Genomic DNA, 16,514 nt, shown 5'->3' with positions numbered 1-16,514 from the left:
ATTTAACGCCGTTTCGTTCGGGCTTTTTTTTTGGGTTTTGTTTCTGGCTTTGTTAATCCGCTAAGGACCAAAACGCGATCAAAAACGGTCTTGATCACGCTTGGATTAACAGCCAATAATTTCATTTTATCTTCATCATTTTCCATATCAAAAATGGCTTCACCTTTTGAATTTTTGGCTGATTTTGAGATCATCCACCCCATCATTAGATAAAACATTTCTTCAGGCATTTCATTATTTTTGCCGCCAAGATCATTGAATAAACCAATGGCCAGCATGTGATCTAAAGCGCTTAATTCATAAAGATGAATTTCACCGCCCCAAGCATCAACGTTAATAATTTCTTTCTGATAAGAAATGTCTAATTTCTTGGCTGTTAATGTCATAGCTTTAACCTTTTATGAAACTGGAACAAATACGCCTTTAGTTACGGGACCTGAAATATCCAGGGTAATAGATCGTGTGATTTGTCCATCAATAGGTGTTTCAAGACCAAGTGAAGTAATGAAACCTTTAAATTTAAATTCCGTGTGTGCTGCATCTGGCAAACGAATTGAATAATAGATTGAAGCATCCCCTTCAAAATCAACTTGAAGCTTTGCTTGCTCTGTTGCTGCTGCATCATAAACACATGAAAGCGTTACCTGGCCGCCATCACGCAAACCAGGCAATTTTTCACGGTAGCCTTTTGAATCGTAGTTAGTAACATCAATAACACCACGTGTTTGGCTGATGCCTGAAATTTGAGTTAATGCGCCAATAGCCGTGTAATCCGTGCCATCATCTGAACGCATAAACTTAGTGCCTAAACCTAATGCCATTAGTTAGCCCCTGTATATTCTGCAATTAAATTAAGATCGGCCTGGTAAATAGGAATTTCCCCATCTGAATTGATGGAATAAGTAATATTTGTTAACCAAGCGAAGTGAACAGATTCTTCAAGGGTTCTGTTGTCACGAATAGTGGTTTCAACTTTTGAAATGAGTTCATCAAGCGTATCTTGTGAACCTTTCTGGAATACTTGAATTATGAAATCTGTCTTGCGAGTTGAAACGGTTTCAGCAACCATTTCATTTGATTCTGCATTTGAAAATATCAATACGGCTGGAACGTTATTCATTGTTAATGGGTAAGCAATTGCCGCATCAACGTGAACATCACTACCAAGACTCGATTGTAAAATTCTCTTTAGGTTCATCCGGGATAGCTGGCGAATTTCCATCTATATAAAGCCTTACAAGCTTTAATCCATGCCCATCAGGATGAAGTGATTCAGCAAAATAATTAATCTTATTAACGGTGATTGGATCACCCTGTTTAATATCAACATCTGAATGAACAACAATTGAAGGGGAAGATGAATCAATACTTGAATCTGAGAAATCCAATGATGAATATTCACTATCAAATATCACTTGGAATTCTTTTTTTGTGCGTGTGTTTTCGGCTGTTGTGTCTGACAATTCAGCAATAACAGCGTTATTCACATCATTGATTAGATCACTGAACATAATAAAAAGCCCCCGTATTGGGGGCCTCTCCTATTGAGCAAAAGAAATAGGAACACAAAGAGCCGGGTTAGTATTCAATGGCAATGGGTTTGATTGCGTGTGAACGTCAATGCCTCGGCCAAATGGACGGGCTTCTTGCATTGCATAAAGTTCTTGGCCCATAGTATTTGCTGCTTGTAGCGTATCCGCTGGCGCGAAATAGTTAACAAACGTGTTGCGCGTACCAGTTGGGAAAATCAAGCCATCACCAGCGTCAATCAAGCGGTTGATTTTGCCATTATCATCACTAACTTGGGCATTGTATTCAGTGAAAGTAACACCACCCCAATTGAAGCCCTGGCGAAGATCGCCGCCAAATTGTTGAATGGCTGCGGCATGGCCTTCATATGCTTTTTGAACATCAGGAAGTTCAATAAAGCCATCAAAGAATTCAGGTGAAACCAACGCTGTTGCACCCGTCATTGTGTCGCCCATTAGGTTCAATTCAATGTGACGTTTGATAGCAACGATTTTGTTACGTGTTGATTTTGCTGCATCTTTTTTCTTGAACTCTGTATCAGCACCAGTTTTACGGCGATTGGCCATATCAAACTGATCAACGAAATCAACCAATTCTTCACCATCTGTATCAACCAATCTCCCGGTAAGCGCTGCGAAGCGTAACCATTCCAGGGTTTGCGCATGTGAAAGGCGCATATCAGATAATTTATCAGCCATTAGTGTGCTGGCTGCTTCAAGGGTTGATTCACTGCCAAATGAACGAAGGTTTTGATATTCATCAGGCAAAATTGAAGTGTCATATGGAATATGCAAAGTCGAGAATGAACGCATTTTGCGCTTTTTGTTTTTGTACTGTGTACCAGGTGCGCCACGTGCCGCCGTTTTCAGTAGAACCAAACGGCCATTGCGTTCTTCAATAGCAATTGAAGTGGTACGGATACCTTTATTTGTAAATAAGCCCATTGAATTAATCAGGCCGTATGAGTTAGGAATACGGTTGATTGCATCTGTTAATTCAACAAGGCCAAAGGCTTCATCTTCAAATGGATTAATAATTGCTGGCATTATATTTTACCTATAAAAAAAGCCTCCAATTGGAGGCTTTGAAATTGATTAAGAATGAATTAAGCGGTTGGTGTTGTTGCTACTTCACGCAACATAATTCCACGGCGTTCAAATGCGTTGTAAGCATCAATAAAGGTTTTTTCTGTGCCACCTTGAACGGGAAGATTTAAACCCTGGAACTTACAAATTGCATGGCGGGCAATAACAATAGGCTCACCATTAACAGGAACTTTTGAACAACAAACGCAAATTTTAGAATCATTCGCTGTATAAACATCATCAAACGTGGCTTTTACCCATTTACTAGCTTCAATTTTAATTACATCGCCAATCATTAAAGGTACTGATGCCGGATAACCAAAATCACGTGAATAAAGATTTTCTTCTTCCCAAACAAGAACGTCCTGAATTACAGCGCCTTGTGATAACACTCTTTTAGGCATTAACATTTTTTACTTCTCCAAATTGTGAGCTTTATTAACTGCGGCGATTAGTGGCGATTCGCCAAGGTCTTTAGGGCTTGATTGACTAAAGATTTCTGTTTGCTTGTTCGCTTCTTCAAAAATCTTTGCGCGTACCTGGTCAACAGATAAATCAGATTTGATGTAATCGGCGGCTAGTTCATCGAAGCCAAGCGCACGGCAAATTTGGCTGATTTGTTCTGAACGTTCGTAATCAGAATTTTCTTCTTTAACGGGTTCTTCAGCCTTTGGTTTGCCATTTGCTTGAACAATTGCATCAGCGATCATTTCTGTGATTTCAGAACGTGAAAAACCTTTCGGCGCTTGTTCTTCAATCGGCTTTTCTTCAATTTCTTCTTCATGAATTTCTTCTTCTTGGATAGATGAAAGTGATTCAGGAATTGATTTGAATTTCTTTTCTAAGCCTGAACAGGCTTTGAATTCTGCTTTATCTGTTAATTCATCGGCTAAACCTAATTCAAGGGCTTCAGTGCCAGTAAGCCAGGTTTCAGCGTTCATTAACTCTGTGATTTGTTCCTCTGTGGCGTTTGATTTCTTGGTATAAGAAGAAACCAATGAACCTTTCATTTTATCCAGGAAATCAGCGTAATCACGCATTTCATCAGCATCACCAGCGGCAAAGCCCCAAGGATTGTGAATCATCATAAATGCGTTTTCAGGCATGATTGTTTTGTTGGTTGCAACGGCGATAACTGAAGCCATTGAAGCCGCCATTCCATCAATGTAAGCGGTTGTTTCACCGCCCCAGGCTTTGATCATGTTATAAATGGCCAGGCCATCAAATACAGAACCACCAGGGGAATTGATGTGAATATCAAGCGGGATTGAAGGATCTAAGGCTTTTAAGTCTTGTGAAAAATCTTTTGCTGAAATGCCCCATAGACCAATTTCATCATAGATTTCAATCTTTGCCTTCCCGGCTTTATTTTGGATTGAATACCAACTTGGCATTTTATTTTTCCCATAAAAAAAGCCGCTCTATGCGGCTTGTGAATTTAAACAATGGGCTTTATTCCCCATCAGGTTTTTTTGCTTTTTCATTTGGTTTTTTATCTTCTTCATCCACTTCAATCACCTCATTTGGTATGGGTTCAGGCTTTGGAAGAATTTCTTCTTCTGCTTCAAGTTCAGCGGCAAAATCTTCAATATCACGGCCACGTTCAGCAAGCTTTTCAGTTTTAGTGGCAAGGCCCGCTTCTAGTTCTAGTTTGTCGGCTTGAACAGCTTTAAGGGGATCAACTTGAAGCCATGCCGGGGCAATCCATTTAATCCGTGTGTATTCATCACGATTTTCAAGATAATCAGGAATGTTCACCCGGCCTGATGCAACCGCCATATCAAGCCATCTTTCAATAACTGGTTGGCAAAATTGATGAATGATCATGGTTTGCTGAAGGGCTTCAACTCTGCGCCTGAAAGTCATTAACCCGGCTCTGATACTTGAATAATTAACCTGGCTCAAATCGCCTGTTAACGTTTCATAAGTAATACCAATGCCAGCGGCTATGCCTCGCAATTGCTGAGTTATCCACGCTGTGTAATTACTGCCAACATCAGCCGGACTTGAAAAATCAACGCTTTCCCCTGGTTCCATGTAATGAATGGCCCCGGGTTGAATGCCAATTAATTGGTTCCCTTCACTATCTTCAGGCTGGTCCATGCCTTCAAATTCATAGTTATCATCAGGTGTTTTTGTAACGAATGCCGCGAACATTGCCGCCGCCTTCTTCCTAACAAGTTCAGCATCTTCATATTCATCAAGTTCATACAATCTGGCCAATACTCTTGAAAGCATTGGATAACCGCGCATTTGACCAGGCGCAAAGCTTTCAAAAACATGAAGGATTTGGTTTGCGTTTACTCTGATTGAATCAACGTTTGTTTCAAGCGGGTTGCCAGGTGGTTCTTTGTAAATATGGTAAGCGGTCCGTTTACCAATGCCATTCAGTTCAATTCCCATAACAACTTTTCGTGTTGGGCTTAATCGAATATTCAGATCATGGCGCAATTGATCTGGCGGTAAGATTTGCAATTGAAGTGGCACATTCAATGAATCGGTTAATCTTCTTGGCCTAAACCTGATCAACACTTCACCGCTTTCAAATTGAGTCCTGGCCGCCAAAGACTGAAGCCCGGCAAAATTGGTTCTTCCATCAGCATCAGCTTCTTTGGCCCACTTGTTCCATTCTTTTTGAAGCTGTTTGCCAAGTTCTTTGTTTTCGATTTGCCAGCGGGGAATTAACCCGGTTCCGATTAATGTTGTGACATAACCATCAGAAGCGGACCCGGCCCAGGGGTTATTTTTACAAGCATGGCGTGAACGTGATTGAAGCGTTATTAATTCACTTGATAGCTGTGTATTAATATTTCCCCTTTGGGTTCCCTTTCCTCTTAATCTTGGGCTTTGGCTTGCGCCTTCAAAGGATGTTTTAGCGTGACCTATATTGAACAAGCTTGCTATTGGGGCAATTATCTTTTTAAGCATCAAAGCCCCTTAGTAGTAATAAGATAAGAAAACTTTTTCTTACCTGTTCCTAAAGAATGTTTAATTTCTTTTTCCAGCGATTTAAGATCATTCATGTTTACATCAGCAAAGCGAACACGCCGCCCGGCAATAGAAACTTCAACGGCCTTTTTGCCAGTGATCAAATCAAGCCGCGCTTTTTGAACAGCGGCCAAGTCGGTTTTTGAATACATGGATTAGCCTATAAAAGCTGATTTAACGACACGTTTACGCCTTTTGATTTCCTGGTTCTTAACAGGAACAAGGTTGGCTTGAATTGCTTCATAATTGGGATTCAACAAAGTTAAAGCCGCCAGGGCATAAACTCGAATATCAAGGCTTTCATTTCGTGGTCTGGTTTTTTCCCATACCTTTTTTGGAAAGCCCATGTGAAACTTGGTAATACATTTTTCAGCGGTAAGCTGTGCAAAGTATTCTTCATCGTACTTTTGCGGGAAGTGACAAAAACCAGGGCCAGGTTCATAAATCCTTAAACGGCCATAAACAATGGATTTGGTCCCATCTACGCCAACGGTGAACAATGGTACTTTTCGTTTTGTTCTACCCCGTTGCTTTTGCTGTGGTGAAGAAACAATTGGCCTATCAGGACCGCCAACACCTTTAACAGCAAAAAAGCGCCTATGTTCTTTCCCCTGGCAATAGTCATAAACCATTTGTGTAAAATGGCCGCCGGAGTCAATACAGCCAGCCGATATGGATAAAACCGCACCTGTTGAGTGCTTGAACCTTTTATCAAGGACTTCATCCATATCACGCCATAATTCACGTTTACCGGGATCGCCATACAAAACACCACGTTCAATCCCCCATGATTCATGCCCCATCCCATAACCTATGATTTCGTATTCAAGGCGATCATCTTGAACATCAACGCCAATAACTAGGCAAAGAACGCCTTCAGGTAATATTTCAAAATCACATTCCCTGCGTTTCATTATTTCGTGATGATCGAGCGTTTCACCTTCTTGTTCCCAGGTTTCACCAAGGGAAGTGTTCACAAAGGTTTTTAATAGTTCAGGGTTATCTTTGGCCGCATAGAAATCTTGTATGATGTCGGACCATTTCCGCCATGGGGAAACCAATTCATTCAGGTGGAATCCACGGATTCTATGGCCAGGATTTTCAGCAATCCAGGTTCCTTCATGTTTGGTCCACTCAATTTGTGAATGTATTGCCCCACATTCTTCACAACAATGTGTAACCGTTTTGAAGTCTATGTTCCGCCATTTAAGGCTTTGCAACTCGCCACATGAAGGACACGCCAGGCAATACCGTTCCCTGGTTGAATCTTCATACAGCGCTTCAATACGGCTTGCGCCTTTTACGGTTGGCGTTGATACGGCAACAATCTTCTTATTCCAAAAGGTTGTTGTTCGCTTTTTTGCCAGGTTAAATGGATCGCCTTCAGTACCAGCAGAAAGCGGGTAACGATCCACTTCATCAGCCAAAAGGATTCTTATTGGCCGTGAAGCTAGTGATGCCGGACTATTAGCCCCGGCCATGGTGATGTGGCCACCAGGAAAGGATTTATGAAGAACGGTATTGCCGGAATCCCGGCTTCTAGCGTCTTTGATTTTGCCTTTTATTGCTGGCGTGTCCCGCACCATTGGAGCCAGGCGATCCTTTGAAAAGGCTTGCGCCATTTCAACCGTTGGCTGAAGTAATAGGATCGGGGCCGGATCATAATCAACGTAATAACCAATGATATTCAGTAAGAATTCAGTTTTTCCCACTTGGGCTGAACTCATTACAACCGCGCCTTCTACAAGCGGATCACAAATGGCATCTAAGATTTCACGTTGATATGGCGCTCTGCTTGTTCGCCATCTTCCCGGCTCGGCTGAAGCTTCTGAAGATAATCTTCTTTCAGCATCGGCCCATTCGGAAACTTTGTAATCAGGTGGGGGAGCAAAACCAGCAAGGCAACTTTTACGTGCCTTCTTGATCTTGCGTATAAACATCGTCTGATAGTTCCGTTAGTGCTTCAAAAATTGCATCTTTTAAAATCTGTTGGGCTTCAGAAATATCATCTATGCCTAACAGTTTTGGTGCGATTTTTGTAGGAATTGATAAAAGCTTTGCGCGACAATTGCCGATCATTTCAGCCCATTCATGGGTAACTTCTTCAATCTTCACGCTTTCACGTTTTAGAAGTTTAACTTCAAGTTCTGTTTTGTCGGCTTGCGCTGCAACTAGCCTGGCCCGTTCTTCATCAATATCCAACGTGCTTGGATCGCGCTGTTGCTTTTCTTCAAGCTTGTTAGAAACATGATTGATCCGATTATCTAAAACGGATCGAACGGAATAAAATGTTGATCGTCCCTGTCTGAATTCAGGGCTAACATTCCAGTTATCAAAGGCTTGAACAGAAATGCCCAAACTCTTTGCCATCATCTTCTTTATAAGTAAATGTTCAGTTTTATTTTCCATAGTAAACAACAACTTTGTTCTGAAAATCTCTGCGCCTAGCCAAATTCCGAGGTCTTGTACCCTCACGTTACACTGATGTTGCGGAAGTACCTTGAATTGTTACAGGGCTTGCCTCTCCCCGCCTTATGTATATATATAGGGCTGATGGTGCTGAAATTAATATGCTTGTTAGGATGCGTTACAAGAGCAATTAGATGGTAATATATGGGCTGTTTAATATGCTCTGTTATATAGCTATTAACTGATAGATATATAACATCACGCATTAATTATACGGATGGTTAATTATATTGATGATCGTTCGTTGTATTAATAGGCATAACAATGAGTGTTAATAATACAATAAGAATATAATAGGTATAAAAAAAGCCCCTCTATTGCTAGAAGGGCTTTTTTAACTTAGTATTGGAATAGGCCCATACCAAGATGTGGTAATTGAATTATGGGCCTCGTAACGTGAGAAGTCAATGTTTCGTTAACAATCAAAAGACATTAACAAGTGCCACAGTTTAATTAGCTACATTTTTGACCGATATAAACAGTATGATAATTGCATGATGGTTTCACTAGCCAATTAATAAAATGAGTGTTTATGGTTTTGGCTTCCCATTGAAATTAAGCAACTGATACCCGGCTAATTAAACTTAACCTTACCACATCAAAACTTAATATATGAAACTCCGCAAGCTCCGTTGCTATATTGATATGCAATACACGGTCTAGTGATTCTTATTGCCTAAAATCCATGTGATGTTTATTAACCCCGCTTATATAAACGGGGCCTGTTCTATATTAAACCAATAAATTAGGCGTTTTTATGCCTATACCAAACCCACATAACCTGTTTTCATTTGCACTATTTGATTCAACTATCTCGCCTGATACTAACGATATACTGAACCCTGTTATGTCATCATTAATACCTGATGTATCAAATGTAAGGCCAGGTAATCCATGTGGTGTGAAAGGTAATACTGGTTTTGATAAAACTGTTTTAGGTAGTTTTACTATCCCATTATTTTTAGTAAGCACTTCCATTGATAACACTGCATTAATTAAACCAGCGTTTTCTGAAGCTGCGAACAACATAGATATTTCACTTGCCTGATAACCATCATTAAACTGTGTGCTTATCAGTTCATTAGGCTCATTTGTCGGTGATAAAGATTCATATGATCCTGAAAGTTTAACTGTTACATCTTCCATCACTTCATCTTTATCTTCATTGATTAGCTTCATTTGACGTATAACAGTACGCCCAATATCACCATCAAACATTTTGCCATCTGAAGCGCCCCCTATACCGTTTTTAGTAAGGTTATCTTCAAAGTTTTTAACCATATCCCCCGTGATTAGCATCGGCTCAACATGCCAATCTGGAACAATGGTTTTAACGCGCTCAAATCCATAGAGATATAAATTAGGCTTAAATACAACCTTATCTACTTGAGTTGAACCAAATAGACCAACATTTTTATTTGTTCTTATTGTTAATTCAATTTTACTGCCCTTTGGAATGAACAATTCAGCTTTGAAATCTTCAGTTGCAGTAATAAGCTCATTAGTCGGTGAATCTTTATCTAAATAAAGCCCGCCTGTATATGAATCAACATAGTTTCCATATGTTACACGTATTGTGTAATCAATTTCTTTTGCTTCACCTGTGACTTGAATCATGAATTTATTAACGGATAAATCATCAAAATCGAAATCATATTCATATCTAAAATACGTTCCGTGTTTTGCGCTTGTTCCGCCATCACCAAGAAAGCGTTCAACGCTATCTTTTACATCAACGACTTTTAATATTTTATCTGATGTTTGAACATTAAAATCATGTGTAATATCACCGATAATATGCGTTTCGCGTGATGCAATTGCTGAAATCGCATATTCAGATCCATTTATTTTATAAGCAGATTTAAAAACACCCTTGTCATCAATCTTGCCTTTAGCGGTAATTTTAACGCCTGAATTTTTATTATCGACAATCTTGATAATATATTCTTCACCGATACTTGTTATCACTGTTTTATCAAACTGGAAGCGGGCTAGTTTATAGGTGTTTTCATGATTATGGACATAAGCATAATCTGATGTTAATACTAACCTTTGTCTAGGCTTATCTGGATCTTCATAATCCATAACATAGGCTTCAGCCTGACAATCTTCAATATGTAACGATTCTTCTTCATTTATCATTATATCTAATGATTCAATGATTACTGACGCTGTAAAAGTATAATCAACTTCTTTTAACTCTTTATCAATATCAAAGACTTTATCAACAAAAACACCTTCAATTGGCATACTATAAACTGATTTATCTTTGCCAGTTGTAAACATTTTTGGTGTTGAATAAGAGTTAAGAATCAAGTCATATTCACCATTACCAAAAGCATAGCTGTGGTGTTCTTTGTACCGCTTAAAGATTGCTACTTTTTCATTTTCATTTTCTTGATAAAGGATGCGATCACGTATGATTATGTCATCACCATTATGCGGGGAAATTCTATTTATCTTATCAAATAACGCCCGTAGTGAAAGAATAGTTATCTCACCATCATCTGATGGATCGTTCATGCTTATATAGCTGTCACGGTTAACGCCATATACAAAACCCATCATTGAAAACGTTTCGCCAGCTTTATAAAACTTACCATCAACTAACTCATTGCTTTTCCCAGCGAACCCATTAAAGACAACACTGTGAATCTGATACATATAAGTATGAAGTGATTGAAGTGTTAATGGGGCTACCCCATCACCTTTAAGTGGTGTTTCGCCTTTGAATTTATACATAAAGAAATAATAGCCATCATTAAATTTTACAATATCACCAATGTTATATTCTTTATTTGGTACAAATGCGTCGGCATTGCCAAACAATCTTTCAATTGAATAGTAGTTACCAAGCGACATAAGATCTATCCACTGACTATCAAAATAGTAAACTATTTGTTTATCATCAGTAATTACGGCAATGGTTCCATTTTTTAACGTTGAAGAATCAAGCGTTGATAAATCATCTTTTGTTTTTACTGCACGGATTCCACCTAATATGCTTTTATCATCTACAAGTGGGTAATTATCATATTGAGAATTTTTTGTTATTTGGCCTTGCATTTTAACAGTCATCATCACTCCTTAGAAAAATGTCCATCTTGCACCCTGGTATGTTTTGCTTATTTCAAATGGACTTTCAGGTGCGGTAATTTGGGCATAAAGCGTGTATTCATCACCATTGATAGTGACGTTTCTCTTTTTGAATAATGCCTCTGTAAATGTATTGCCTGTTTGTTTAACATCAAATTCAGCAGCATTTGAAACGGTTGAAGGGATTACCAAAATGTTATGTTTTAATATTCCATTTGGAGGTAAATTATCTTCCATAACGGCATGAAAGCCATGCACTTTTGATATTGGTGTTTTATTCAAACTAGCATTTGCATAGGCATCATCAACAACATCAATATCTTCTACACGGCCCCAATAATAGAATTGTTTATCATCACTCCCGGTATGATCAGGCGGTGTTGTTCCATTAAGAGCATGAAGCGCTTCAGAAACATTAGTAACATTCTTACCTTTCATTTCAGCAGTAAAGTTAACTAAATGCGCTTGTAATGCTTGTGACAAATCAATGGATGTTTGAATTACATTTCCATTATTTGAAGTGAATTTCAGTGTTAGTAATGAATCATTTAGGCTTGAACCAACTGAAATAATACCAACACTATTGCCTTGCTGTCCTTGATAACCTCTAGGGCCTTGATTACCAACATCGCCTTTCTGGCCTTGATTACCAGGATCACCTTTAGGGCCTATAGGGCCTTGTTGACCAATATCACCCTTATTACCTTTAGGGCCGGATTGACCATTAATACCATCTTGGCCATGTGGGCCTTGTTCACCTTGATTTCCTGGATGGCCTTGTTCGCCTTGTTCACCTTTTTGGCCAGGATCACCTTTATTGCCCTGTGGGCCAATTTCACCCTGTTCACCTTTGGGGCCTATCAATCCTCTTTGGCCAGAATTACCTTGTGGGCCTTGAATTCCTTTTGTACCAGGAACACCCTGATTACCAGTGTTACCTTTCTGGCCCTGTTCGCCTTGTGGTGAAGCTAATTCAAACCAGTTTGCTTTATCTTCATTTGGTACATTTTGTGATGAAGCGCTTGTGATACCAGCATAAACAAATAAGGTATTAACGCCGCCATTAACAAGGTGAAAAACATAATCGCCTGGGGAATATGATGTTCCTGCTTTCCAGGTTCCTTTGTTATTTAGACCTAAACCAGCAATACCTTGATTGCCCTTTTGTCCAGGATCACCTTGTTGACCTTTTAAGCCTGGTTCACCAGTATCACCTTTTGCACCTTTTTGGCCCGATTCACCAACAGGGCCTTCATTACCTTGTTTGCCAGTATCGCCTTTAAGCCCTCGATCACCTGCAAGCCCATTAGTTCCTGATTTACCTTGTGGGCCTTGAATTCCTTTTGTGCCAGGAACACCTTGATTACCAGTGTTACCTTTTGGGCCACGTTCACCTTGTTCACCAACGCTTCCTTCAGGGCCTTGAATACCAATGATCCCTTTATCACCCTGGGGGCCTTTATCACCTTTAGGGCCTTGACCGCCATTATCACCTTTAGGGCCTTGTTGGCCATCATTTCCCCTAACGCCCTGATCACCTGGTAAACCGGGACTTCCTTTATCACCTTGCGGGCCTTGAATGCCCTGATCGCCTTTATCACCTTTTGGCGCGTCTAATTCTGCCCAACCTTGGGCATATCGTGGGGGAGGTACTGCGCTAGTAAAATCAAGTTTTCCATGAAAAACGTATAATGTGCTTACACCTTGGTCATTGTTATAGAATACGTAATCACCATTCGCATAAGTTGTGTTAGTTTTCCATTCGCCTCTATTAGTTAGACCTAGACCAGCAACGCCTTGTGCGCCTTGTTGGCCAGTATCGCCTTTAGGGCCTTGAATCCCAATATCCCCTTGTGGGCCAACTGGACCATGACGACCAGAAGCACCATTATGGCCTTGTGGGCCTTGAATGCCCTGATCGCCTTTATCACCCTGTGGGCCAGTATCACCTTTATCACCTTTATCACCGTGATTCCCTGCAATACCCTGATGGCCTTGAATTCCTTGCGGGCCATGTTCGCCTTTTTGGCCAACCGGGCCTTGGTTTCCGATTGGGCCATCATGACCTTGAAGCCCTGTATCACCTTGTAAACCTTGTGAACCCTGATCACCTTTAACACCACGTTGGCCAGCTTTCCCTTCTGTTCCTCTTGGCCCTTGTTCACCGATTGGGCCTATTGGACCTATCGGCCCTTTCTGGCCAATTTCACCTTGTTCACCGATTGGGCCTATAGGGCCTATTGGTCCTTTCTGACCAATTTCACCTTGTTCACCGATTGGACCAATTTCACCTTTTGGCCCCTGGAAGCCTTGTTTCCCTCTTGGACCTTGTATTGTTGCATTGGCATCTTTCCATTTTGAATTATCATAATTAGCCGGGGCTGATTGGCCAATCCATAAATACAAAGTGTTATTAGCAATAACTAAAGTTTTTGATGATGTTAGGTTTTCTTTTTCATCACTATTAAAGAACGCATCACGTTCAGGAACAGTTGCAAAAACATAGGCTGAAGGAATAGCACTGATTGAAGCGCCTTTTTGAATACCACCATAAATAGGCATCTTTCTTCCCCTTATTCAGTAATTCCAATCTGGCCATCCACGGATGAACGAACCCAGATTTCAGAAGTTGGAGGAACATAGGCTTCCCAGATTTCTAACTCATTAAGTTGAATTGCGGCGGCCTGGCTATTGAAATTGCCAGCGGAAATTAATAGCTGGCCAGTTGTGGCGTTTTTAATGATTAGGGATTGGCGAAAAACGTTTTCATTAAGTATTTTTGTTGGCGTGTTCGCCTTCAGTGAAACAACGGTTGTTTCAGCGGGATTAGTTGAATATGACATTGGGAACTTCTTAAATTGAGTGCCTAAACAAACCCCGCCTTTTTTATTTCGTATTGAATTAACCGATCAAATTCTTTTGAATACATTTCTTCCGCCCTTTTTGAAAAGGCTGTTGAAATTTCTTTATCAGTGAATTCACGTTTTATGGAAGGGCCATAAATCGGTTTTATTGGGTAGGCGTTATCAGACTTTCTTGAAAAGACTAATATTGTTTGGTTTGTTGCTTTGGCAATAAATGTTGAATCATGGGTTCTTCTTGCCCCATACGTTTTGGCCTTAACACCTTTTGCCCGGTGTTTAGCTGGCCTATGCTTACCTGATTTTGTTGTTGAAGCCTGGCGGGTTATTTCATTGAAGTAACCTGGCTTTTGCTGGCTTGGGCTTACTGCTCTGATTAGGTTTGGCGGTCTTGCTTTCCTGGCATCGAGCCTGGCTATTTGTTGGGCCTTGCTGGCTTTAATTTTCTTCAGCCTGGTTCTAACTGCTTTTTGCTTCAGACTTGTTTCTTTAGCAATAAGTTTTGTTGCTACTGTTGCAGCGGCATCAATGCCTTTATTCAAGGCCCGGACGTTTGACCGGGCAACCATGCCATCCAAACGCCCGCTTAATCTATTTATAAACACATCAGGGTTTGTTTTGGGCCTGATAGTTATACTCATTTCATTAAGCGTTTCTTTTCACGTTCAAGCGCATCTTTTGCTTTTTCTGCATCTGTATCGCTGAATTGAGTAACAACGCTTTTAACAATTTTATCCATTGCATAAAGGGCAATGTTAATTAATACTTTTTGCCACCACATATGATCACCTCTTAATTATTTTTATAAATAGTAATTTCCAAATCATGAACACGCTGTTCAAGCTGTTCACCTTCAGAAGCTAAAAAATGTCTATCATTTGATTTTTCTAATCGGTTAGAAAGGGTTTGAAGTTGTTCAGCCACGATTTGCAAAGTGTCTGAAATCCGTTGGTTGTGAATCCTGGCTTTTTCCTGTTCCGAAATTAACCGTTGTTCGATTTTTGCAAATCCAATCTGATTTTGGTTAGTGGTATAAGTAAGCCAGGCAAGCATTGACGTAAAAACAAAGACAACCAGCATAAAAACTAACTGGTTTGAATCGAACTTTTCTCTTGTCATAACAGGCCATTAAGGTTATAGTTTGCGCTCTGCAAACAATCATTGTTGCTAACTAATAAAACACGGAAACGTGTTGGAGTTTACAAATGAAATATTCAGATTTAATGCGTTTTGTTGAAGATGATTCACAAGCTGATTTCTTTATCACTGAACATCCAATTGATTGGGCTAAAGCTGGCCTGGTATCAAAAGAGCGCTTTGCGTTTTCCATCGGCATTAAAGTTATTAATCCCAACGCATCAACAGAACTTCTTTTCCAAGCCTTTAAACGTTCATCACAAGCCAAAAAACTGACTAAGTTTTATAAAGAATACCCGGCGGGCGATTCAACGATCATCATCTTTGAAAAAGAAGATTTTCTTAACTCAGGATTTTAGGACCGATCATGAAAAACGAAGCGAGAGAAATGATCTTAAAACTTCCCCCACTTGATGAACAAAAGGAATTTGTCATTTCCATGCGGGCTAGTGAAGTTAATAAGGCAATCAGATACGAAGAAAAAAACAGTGATAACCCTATTTTAAAGGGCATCAGCAATGGTTATATTGCACCGACCCCGCAAGAAGTAACCGCGCTTATTGATGAAATCAAAGAGAAAACACCACTTACCAATATTGATATTCAGCGTTCACTTGGTTTATCCGTAAATCCAAAGAACCGAACAATAAGAAAATGGTGTAAGGGTGATGAAGTGATTCCATATGGTGCATGGCGGTTACTTCTTGCTTTCACTGGTAGGGTTGTAATTCAACCACTGTATAACCAGGAATAAAGCGGCCCCCAACAGCACTATCAACGCTCTGACCTTGTGACATGGCAAAGTTAAAAGCCTCACGTATTGTGTCTTAGGAAGGGGGCGGCAAACTCATTTTAAAGCCTGGCTAATTGCCGGGTTTTTTTAATCCTGTCGCTTGGGTTGAAACTCAAGATGGATATGATCACTTTCAAGTACCACATCAAACGCATCGTTCAACAACTTCCCTTTAATCTTGCTTAACACTTCATGTGATTTACCATCCGGCAAATTGAAGATCCGCAAATCAGCCGCTTGGCCAGAATAGTGAAGTGATGTTTTTGAATGGCGGGCATCGTTAATGGATGTAACAACCATTTCAACGCCGTATTCTGAATAAACTTGGTCGGCCATCATTAATGCAAAAACTAATTCAGGTCGCATCCCGTTTGGATTAACGCTTTTGTCTTTTAATCGCATAAAAAAAAAGAACCGTTTGGGGTTCTTCCTCGTATAGTTTATGAAGTAAGTAAAGAATGGCTATCTTGGGATTTATCATACTGTTTTTGGCCCACTTGTAAAGTACCTAAGTGTGCGTTTTGTATAGGGTTTTTCGCGTTATGCAAGGCTTAA

General features: G+C 40.1%; 20 protein-coding genes. 2 read left to right on the top strand and 18 right to left on the bottom strand.

What is annotated here, in order from left to right; all coding sequences use genetic code 11:
* Positions 1-2 precede the first annotated feature (2 nt).
* The 17 genes from JK628_RS03005 to JK628_RS02925 all read right to left on the bottom strand — a co-directional run bounded on the left by JK628_RS03005 (position 3) and on the right by JK628_RS02925 (position 15,148).
* Positions 3-386, bottom strand: a complete 384-nt coding sequence (locus JK628_RS03005; RefSeq protein ID WP_202287801.1) for a hypothetical protein — start codon at positions 384-386, stop codon at positions 3-5.
* 12 nt (positions 387-398) lie between these two features.
* Positions 399-821 (bottom strand): phage tail tube protein, encoded by a 423-nt coding sequence (locus JK628_RS03000; protein WP_202287800.1) that lies wholly within the window; start codon positions 819-821, stop codon positions 399-401.
* Positions 821-1,222, bottom strand: a complete 402-nt coding sequence (locus JK628_RS02995) for a hypothetical protein (protein WP_202287799.1) — start codon at positions 1,220-1,222, stop codon at positions 821-823. Before JK628_RS02995 ends, JK628_RS03000 begins: the two co-directional genes overlap by 1 nt.
* A complete protein-coding gene (locus tag JK628_RS02990; RefSeq protein WP_202287798.1) occupies positions 1,161-1,511 on the bottom strand; it encodes a head-tail joining protein in 351 nt (116 codons plus the stop codon). The genes JK628_RS02995 and JK628_RS02990 overlap by 62 nt, the downstream gene beginning before the upstream one ends.
* Positions 1,512-1,541: 30 nt before the next feature.
* Positions 1,542-2,576 carry a major capsid protein gene (locus JK628_RS02985; protein ID WP_202287797.1) on the bottom strand — a complete coding sequence of 345 codons (1,035 nt, stop codon included), beginning with the start codon at positions 2,574-2,576 and terminating at the stop codon, positions 1,542-1,544.
* A gap of 59 nt (positions 2,577-2,635) precedes the next feature.
* A complete protein-coding gene (locus JK628_RS02980; protein WP_202287796.1) occupies positions 2,636-3,025 on the bottom strand; it encodes a hypothetical protein in 390 nt (129 codons plus the stop codon).
* Positions 3,026-3,028: 3 nt separating this feature from the next.
* Positions 3,029-4,009: a head maturation protease, ClpP-related gene (locus JK628_RS02975; protein WP_202287795.1), complete on the bottom strand. Its 981-nt coding sequence runs from the start codon at positions 4,007-4,009 to the stop codon at positions 3,029-3,031.
* A gap of 58 nt (positions 4,010-4,067) precedes the next feature.
* Complete coding sequence (locus JK628_RS02970; protein WP_202287794.1) at positions 4,068-5,543, bottom strand: phage portal protein; 1,476 nt, start codon at positions 5,541-5,543, stop codon at positions 4,068-4,070.
* Positions 5,543-5,755, bottom strand: a complete 213-nt coding sequence (gene gpW, locus JK628_RS02965) for a gpW family head-tail joining protein (protein ID WP_202287793.1) — start codon at positions 5,753-5,755, stop codon at positions 5,543-5,545. The genes JK628_RS02970 and gpW overlap by 1 nt, the downstream gene beginning before the upstream one ends.
* Positions 5,756-5,758: 3 nt before the next feature.
* Entirely contained in the window at positions 5,759-7,543 is a 1,785-nt protein-coding gene (locus JK628_RS02960) for a phage terminase large subunit family protein (protein WP_202287792.1), read from the bottom strand.
* On the bottom strand, positions 7,512-8,012 hold the full coding sequence (locus tag JK628_RS02955) for a hypothetical protein (RefSeq protein WP_202287791.1): 501 nt from the start codon (positions 8,010-8,012) through the stop codon (positions 7,512-7,514). The genes JK628_RS02960 and JK628_RS02955 overlap by 32 nt, the downstream gene beginning before the upstream one ends.
* Before the next feature lie 792 nt (positions 8,013-8,804).
* A complete protein-coding gene (locus JK628_RS02950; RefSeq protein WP_237524123.1) occupies positions 8,805-11,150 on the bottom strand; it encodes a hypothetical protein in 2,346 nt (781 codons plus the stop codon).
* 9 nt (positions 11,151-11,159) lie between these two features.
* Complete coding sequence (locus JK628_RS02945) at positions 11,160-13,730, bottom strand: hypothetical protein (RefSeq protein WP_202287789.1); 2,571 nt, start codon at positions 13,728-13,730, stop codon at positions 11,160-11,162.
* An 11-nt stretch (positions 13,731-13,741) separates the two neighbouring features.
* A complete protein-coding gene (locus JK628_RS02940; RefSeq protein ID WP_202287788.1) occupies positions 13,742-14,011 on the bottom strand; it encodes a hypothetical protein in 270 nt (89 codons plus the stop codon).
* 23 nt (positions 14,012-14,034) lie between these two features.
* Positions 14,035-14,670: a phage tail protein gene (locus JK628_RS02935; protein ID WP_202287787.1), complete on the bottom strand. Its 636-nt coding sequence runs from the start codon at positions 14,668-14,670 to the stop codon at positions 14,035-14,037.
* The gene (locus JK628_RS02930) at positions 14,667-14,810 is read right to left on the bottom strand and encodes a hypothetical protein (RefSeq protein WP_202287786.1); all 144 of its coding nucleotides are present in this window, start codon (positions 14,808-14,810) and stop codon (positions 14,667-14,669) included. The genes JK628_RS02935 and JK628_RS02930 overlap by 4 nt, the downstream gene beginning before the upstream one ends.
* An 11-nt stretch (positions 14,811-14,821) precedes the next feature.
* Positions 14,822-15,148 (bottom strand): hypothetical protein, encoded by a 327-nt coding sequence (locus tag JK628_RS02925; RefSeq protein WP_202287785.1) that lies wholly within the window; start codon positions 15,146-15,148, stop codon positions 14,822-14,824.
* A gap of 86 nt (positions 15,149-15,234) precedes the next feature.
* Here JK628_RS02925 and JK628_RS02920 point away from each other — a divergent pair, with 86 nt between their 5' ends.
* Positions 15,235-15,525, top strand: a complete 291-nt coding sequence (locus JK628_RS02920) for a hypothetical protein (protein WP_202287784.1) — start codon at positions 15,235-15,237, stop codon at positions 15,523-15,525.
* Positions 15,526-15,533: 8 nt separating this feature from the next.
* Positions 15,534-15,920, top strand: coding sequence for a hypothetical protein (locus JK628_RS02915; RefSeq protein WP_202287783.1), 387 nt, complete (start codon positions 15,534-15,536; stop codon positions 15,918-15,920).
* 126 nt (positions 15,921-16,046) lie between these two features.
* On the opposite strand, the gene JK628_RS02910 is transcribed toward JK628_RS02915, so the two are convergent.
* Positions 16,047-16,361 (bottom strand): hypothetical protein, encoded by a 315-nt coding sequence (locus tag JK628_RS02910; protein ID WP_202287782.1) that lies wholly within the window; start codon positions 16,359-16,361, stop codon positions 16,047-16,049.
* Between the last annotated feature and the right edge of the window lie 153 nt (positions 16,362-16,514).

Source organism: Shewanella sp. KX20019 (assembly GCF_016757755.1).
In the GTDB taxonomy this organism is placed as follows: domain Bacteria; phylum Pseudomonadota; class Gammaproteobacteria; order Enterobacterales; family Shewanellaceae; genus Shewanella.
The sequence above is the reverse complement of the archived record's forward strand: the minus strand, read 5'-3'. Positions and strand labels throughout refer to the sequence as shown.

Bases quoted from the DNA above. Each gene is read 5' to 3' on its own strand.
- JK628_RS03005 (WP_202287801.1), bottom strand. From the start codon at position 386: ATGACATTAACAGCCAAGAAATTAGACATTTCTTATCAGAAAGAAATT.
- JK628_RS03000 (WP_202287800.1), bottom strand. From the start codon at position 821: ATGGCATTAGGTTTAGGCACTAAGTTTATGCGTTCAGATGATGGCACG.
- JK628_RS02995 (WP_202287799.1), bottom strand. From the start codon at position 1,222: ATGGAAATTCGCCAGCTATCCCGGATGAACCTAAAGAGAATTTTACAA.
- JK628_RS02990 (WP_202287798.1), bottom strand. From the start codon at position 1,511: ATGTTCAGTGATCTAATCAATGATGTGAATAACGCTGTTATTGCTGAA.
- JK628_RS02985 (WP_202287797.1), bottom strand. From the start codon at position 2,576: ATGCCAGCAATTATTAATCCATTTGAAGATGAAGCCTTTGGCCTTGTT.
- JK628_RS02980 (WP_202287796.1), bottom strand. From the start codon at position 3,025: ATGTTAATGCCTAAAAGAGTGTTATCACAAGGCGCTGTAATTCAGGAC.
- JK628_RS02975 (WP_202287795.1), bottom strand. From the start codon at position 4,009: ATGCCAAGTTGGTATTCAATCCAAAATAAAGCCGGGAAGGCAAAGATT.
- JK628_RS02970 (WP_202287794.1), bottom strand. From the start codon at position 5,543: ATGCTTAAAAAGATAATTGCCCCAATAGCAAGCTTGTTCAATATAGGT.
- gpW (WP_202287793.1), bottom strand. From the start codon at position 5,755: ATGTATTCAAAAACCGACTTGGCCGCTGTTCAAAAAGCGCGGCTTGAT.
- JK628_RS02960 (WP_202287792.1), bottom strand. From the start codon at position 7,543: ATGTTTATACGCAAGATCAAGAAGGCACGTAAAAGTTGCCTTGCTGGT.
- JK628_RS02955 (WP_202287791.1), bottom strand. From the start codon at position 8,012: ATGGAAAATAAAACTGAACATTTACTTATAAAGAAGATGATGGCAAAG.
- JK628_RS02950 (WP_237524123.1), bottom strand. From the start codon at position 11,150: ATGACTGTTAAAATGCAAGGCCAAATAACAAAAAATTCTCAATATGAT.
- JK628_RS02945 (WP_202287789.1), bottom strand. From the start codon at position 13,730: ATGCCTATTTATGGTGGTATTCAAAAAGGCGCTTCAATCAGTGCTATT.
- JK628_RS02940 (WP_202287788.1), bottom strand. From the start codon at position 14,011: ATGTCATATTCAACTAATCCCGCTGAAACAACCGTTGTTTCACTGAAG.
- JK628_RS02935 (WP_202287787.1), bottom strand. From the start codon at position 14,670: ATGAGTATAACTATCAGGCCCAAAACAAACCCTGATGTGTTTATAAAT.
- JK628_RS02930 (WP_202287786.1), bottom strand. From the start codon at position 14,810: ATGTGGTGGCAAAAAGTATTAATTAACATTGCCCTTTATGCAATGGAT.
- JK628_RS02925 (WP_202287785.1), bottom strand. From the start codon at position 15,148: ATGACAAGAGAAAAGTTCGATTCAAACCAGTTAGTTTTTATGCTGGTT.
- JK628_RS02920 (WP_202287784.1), top strand. From the start codon at position 15,235: ATGAAATATTCAGATTTAATGCGTTTTGTTGAAGATGATTCACAAGCT.
- JK628_RS02915 (WP_202287783.1), top strand. From the start codon at position 15,534: ATGAAAAACGAAGCGAGAGAAATGATCTTAAAACTTCCCCCACTTGAT.
- JK628_RS02910 (WP_202287782.1), bottom strand. From the start codon at position 16,361: ATGCGATTAAAAGACAAAAGCGTTAATCCAAACGGGATGCGACCTGAA.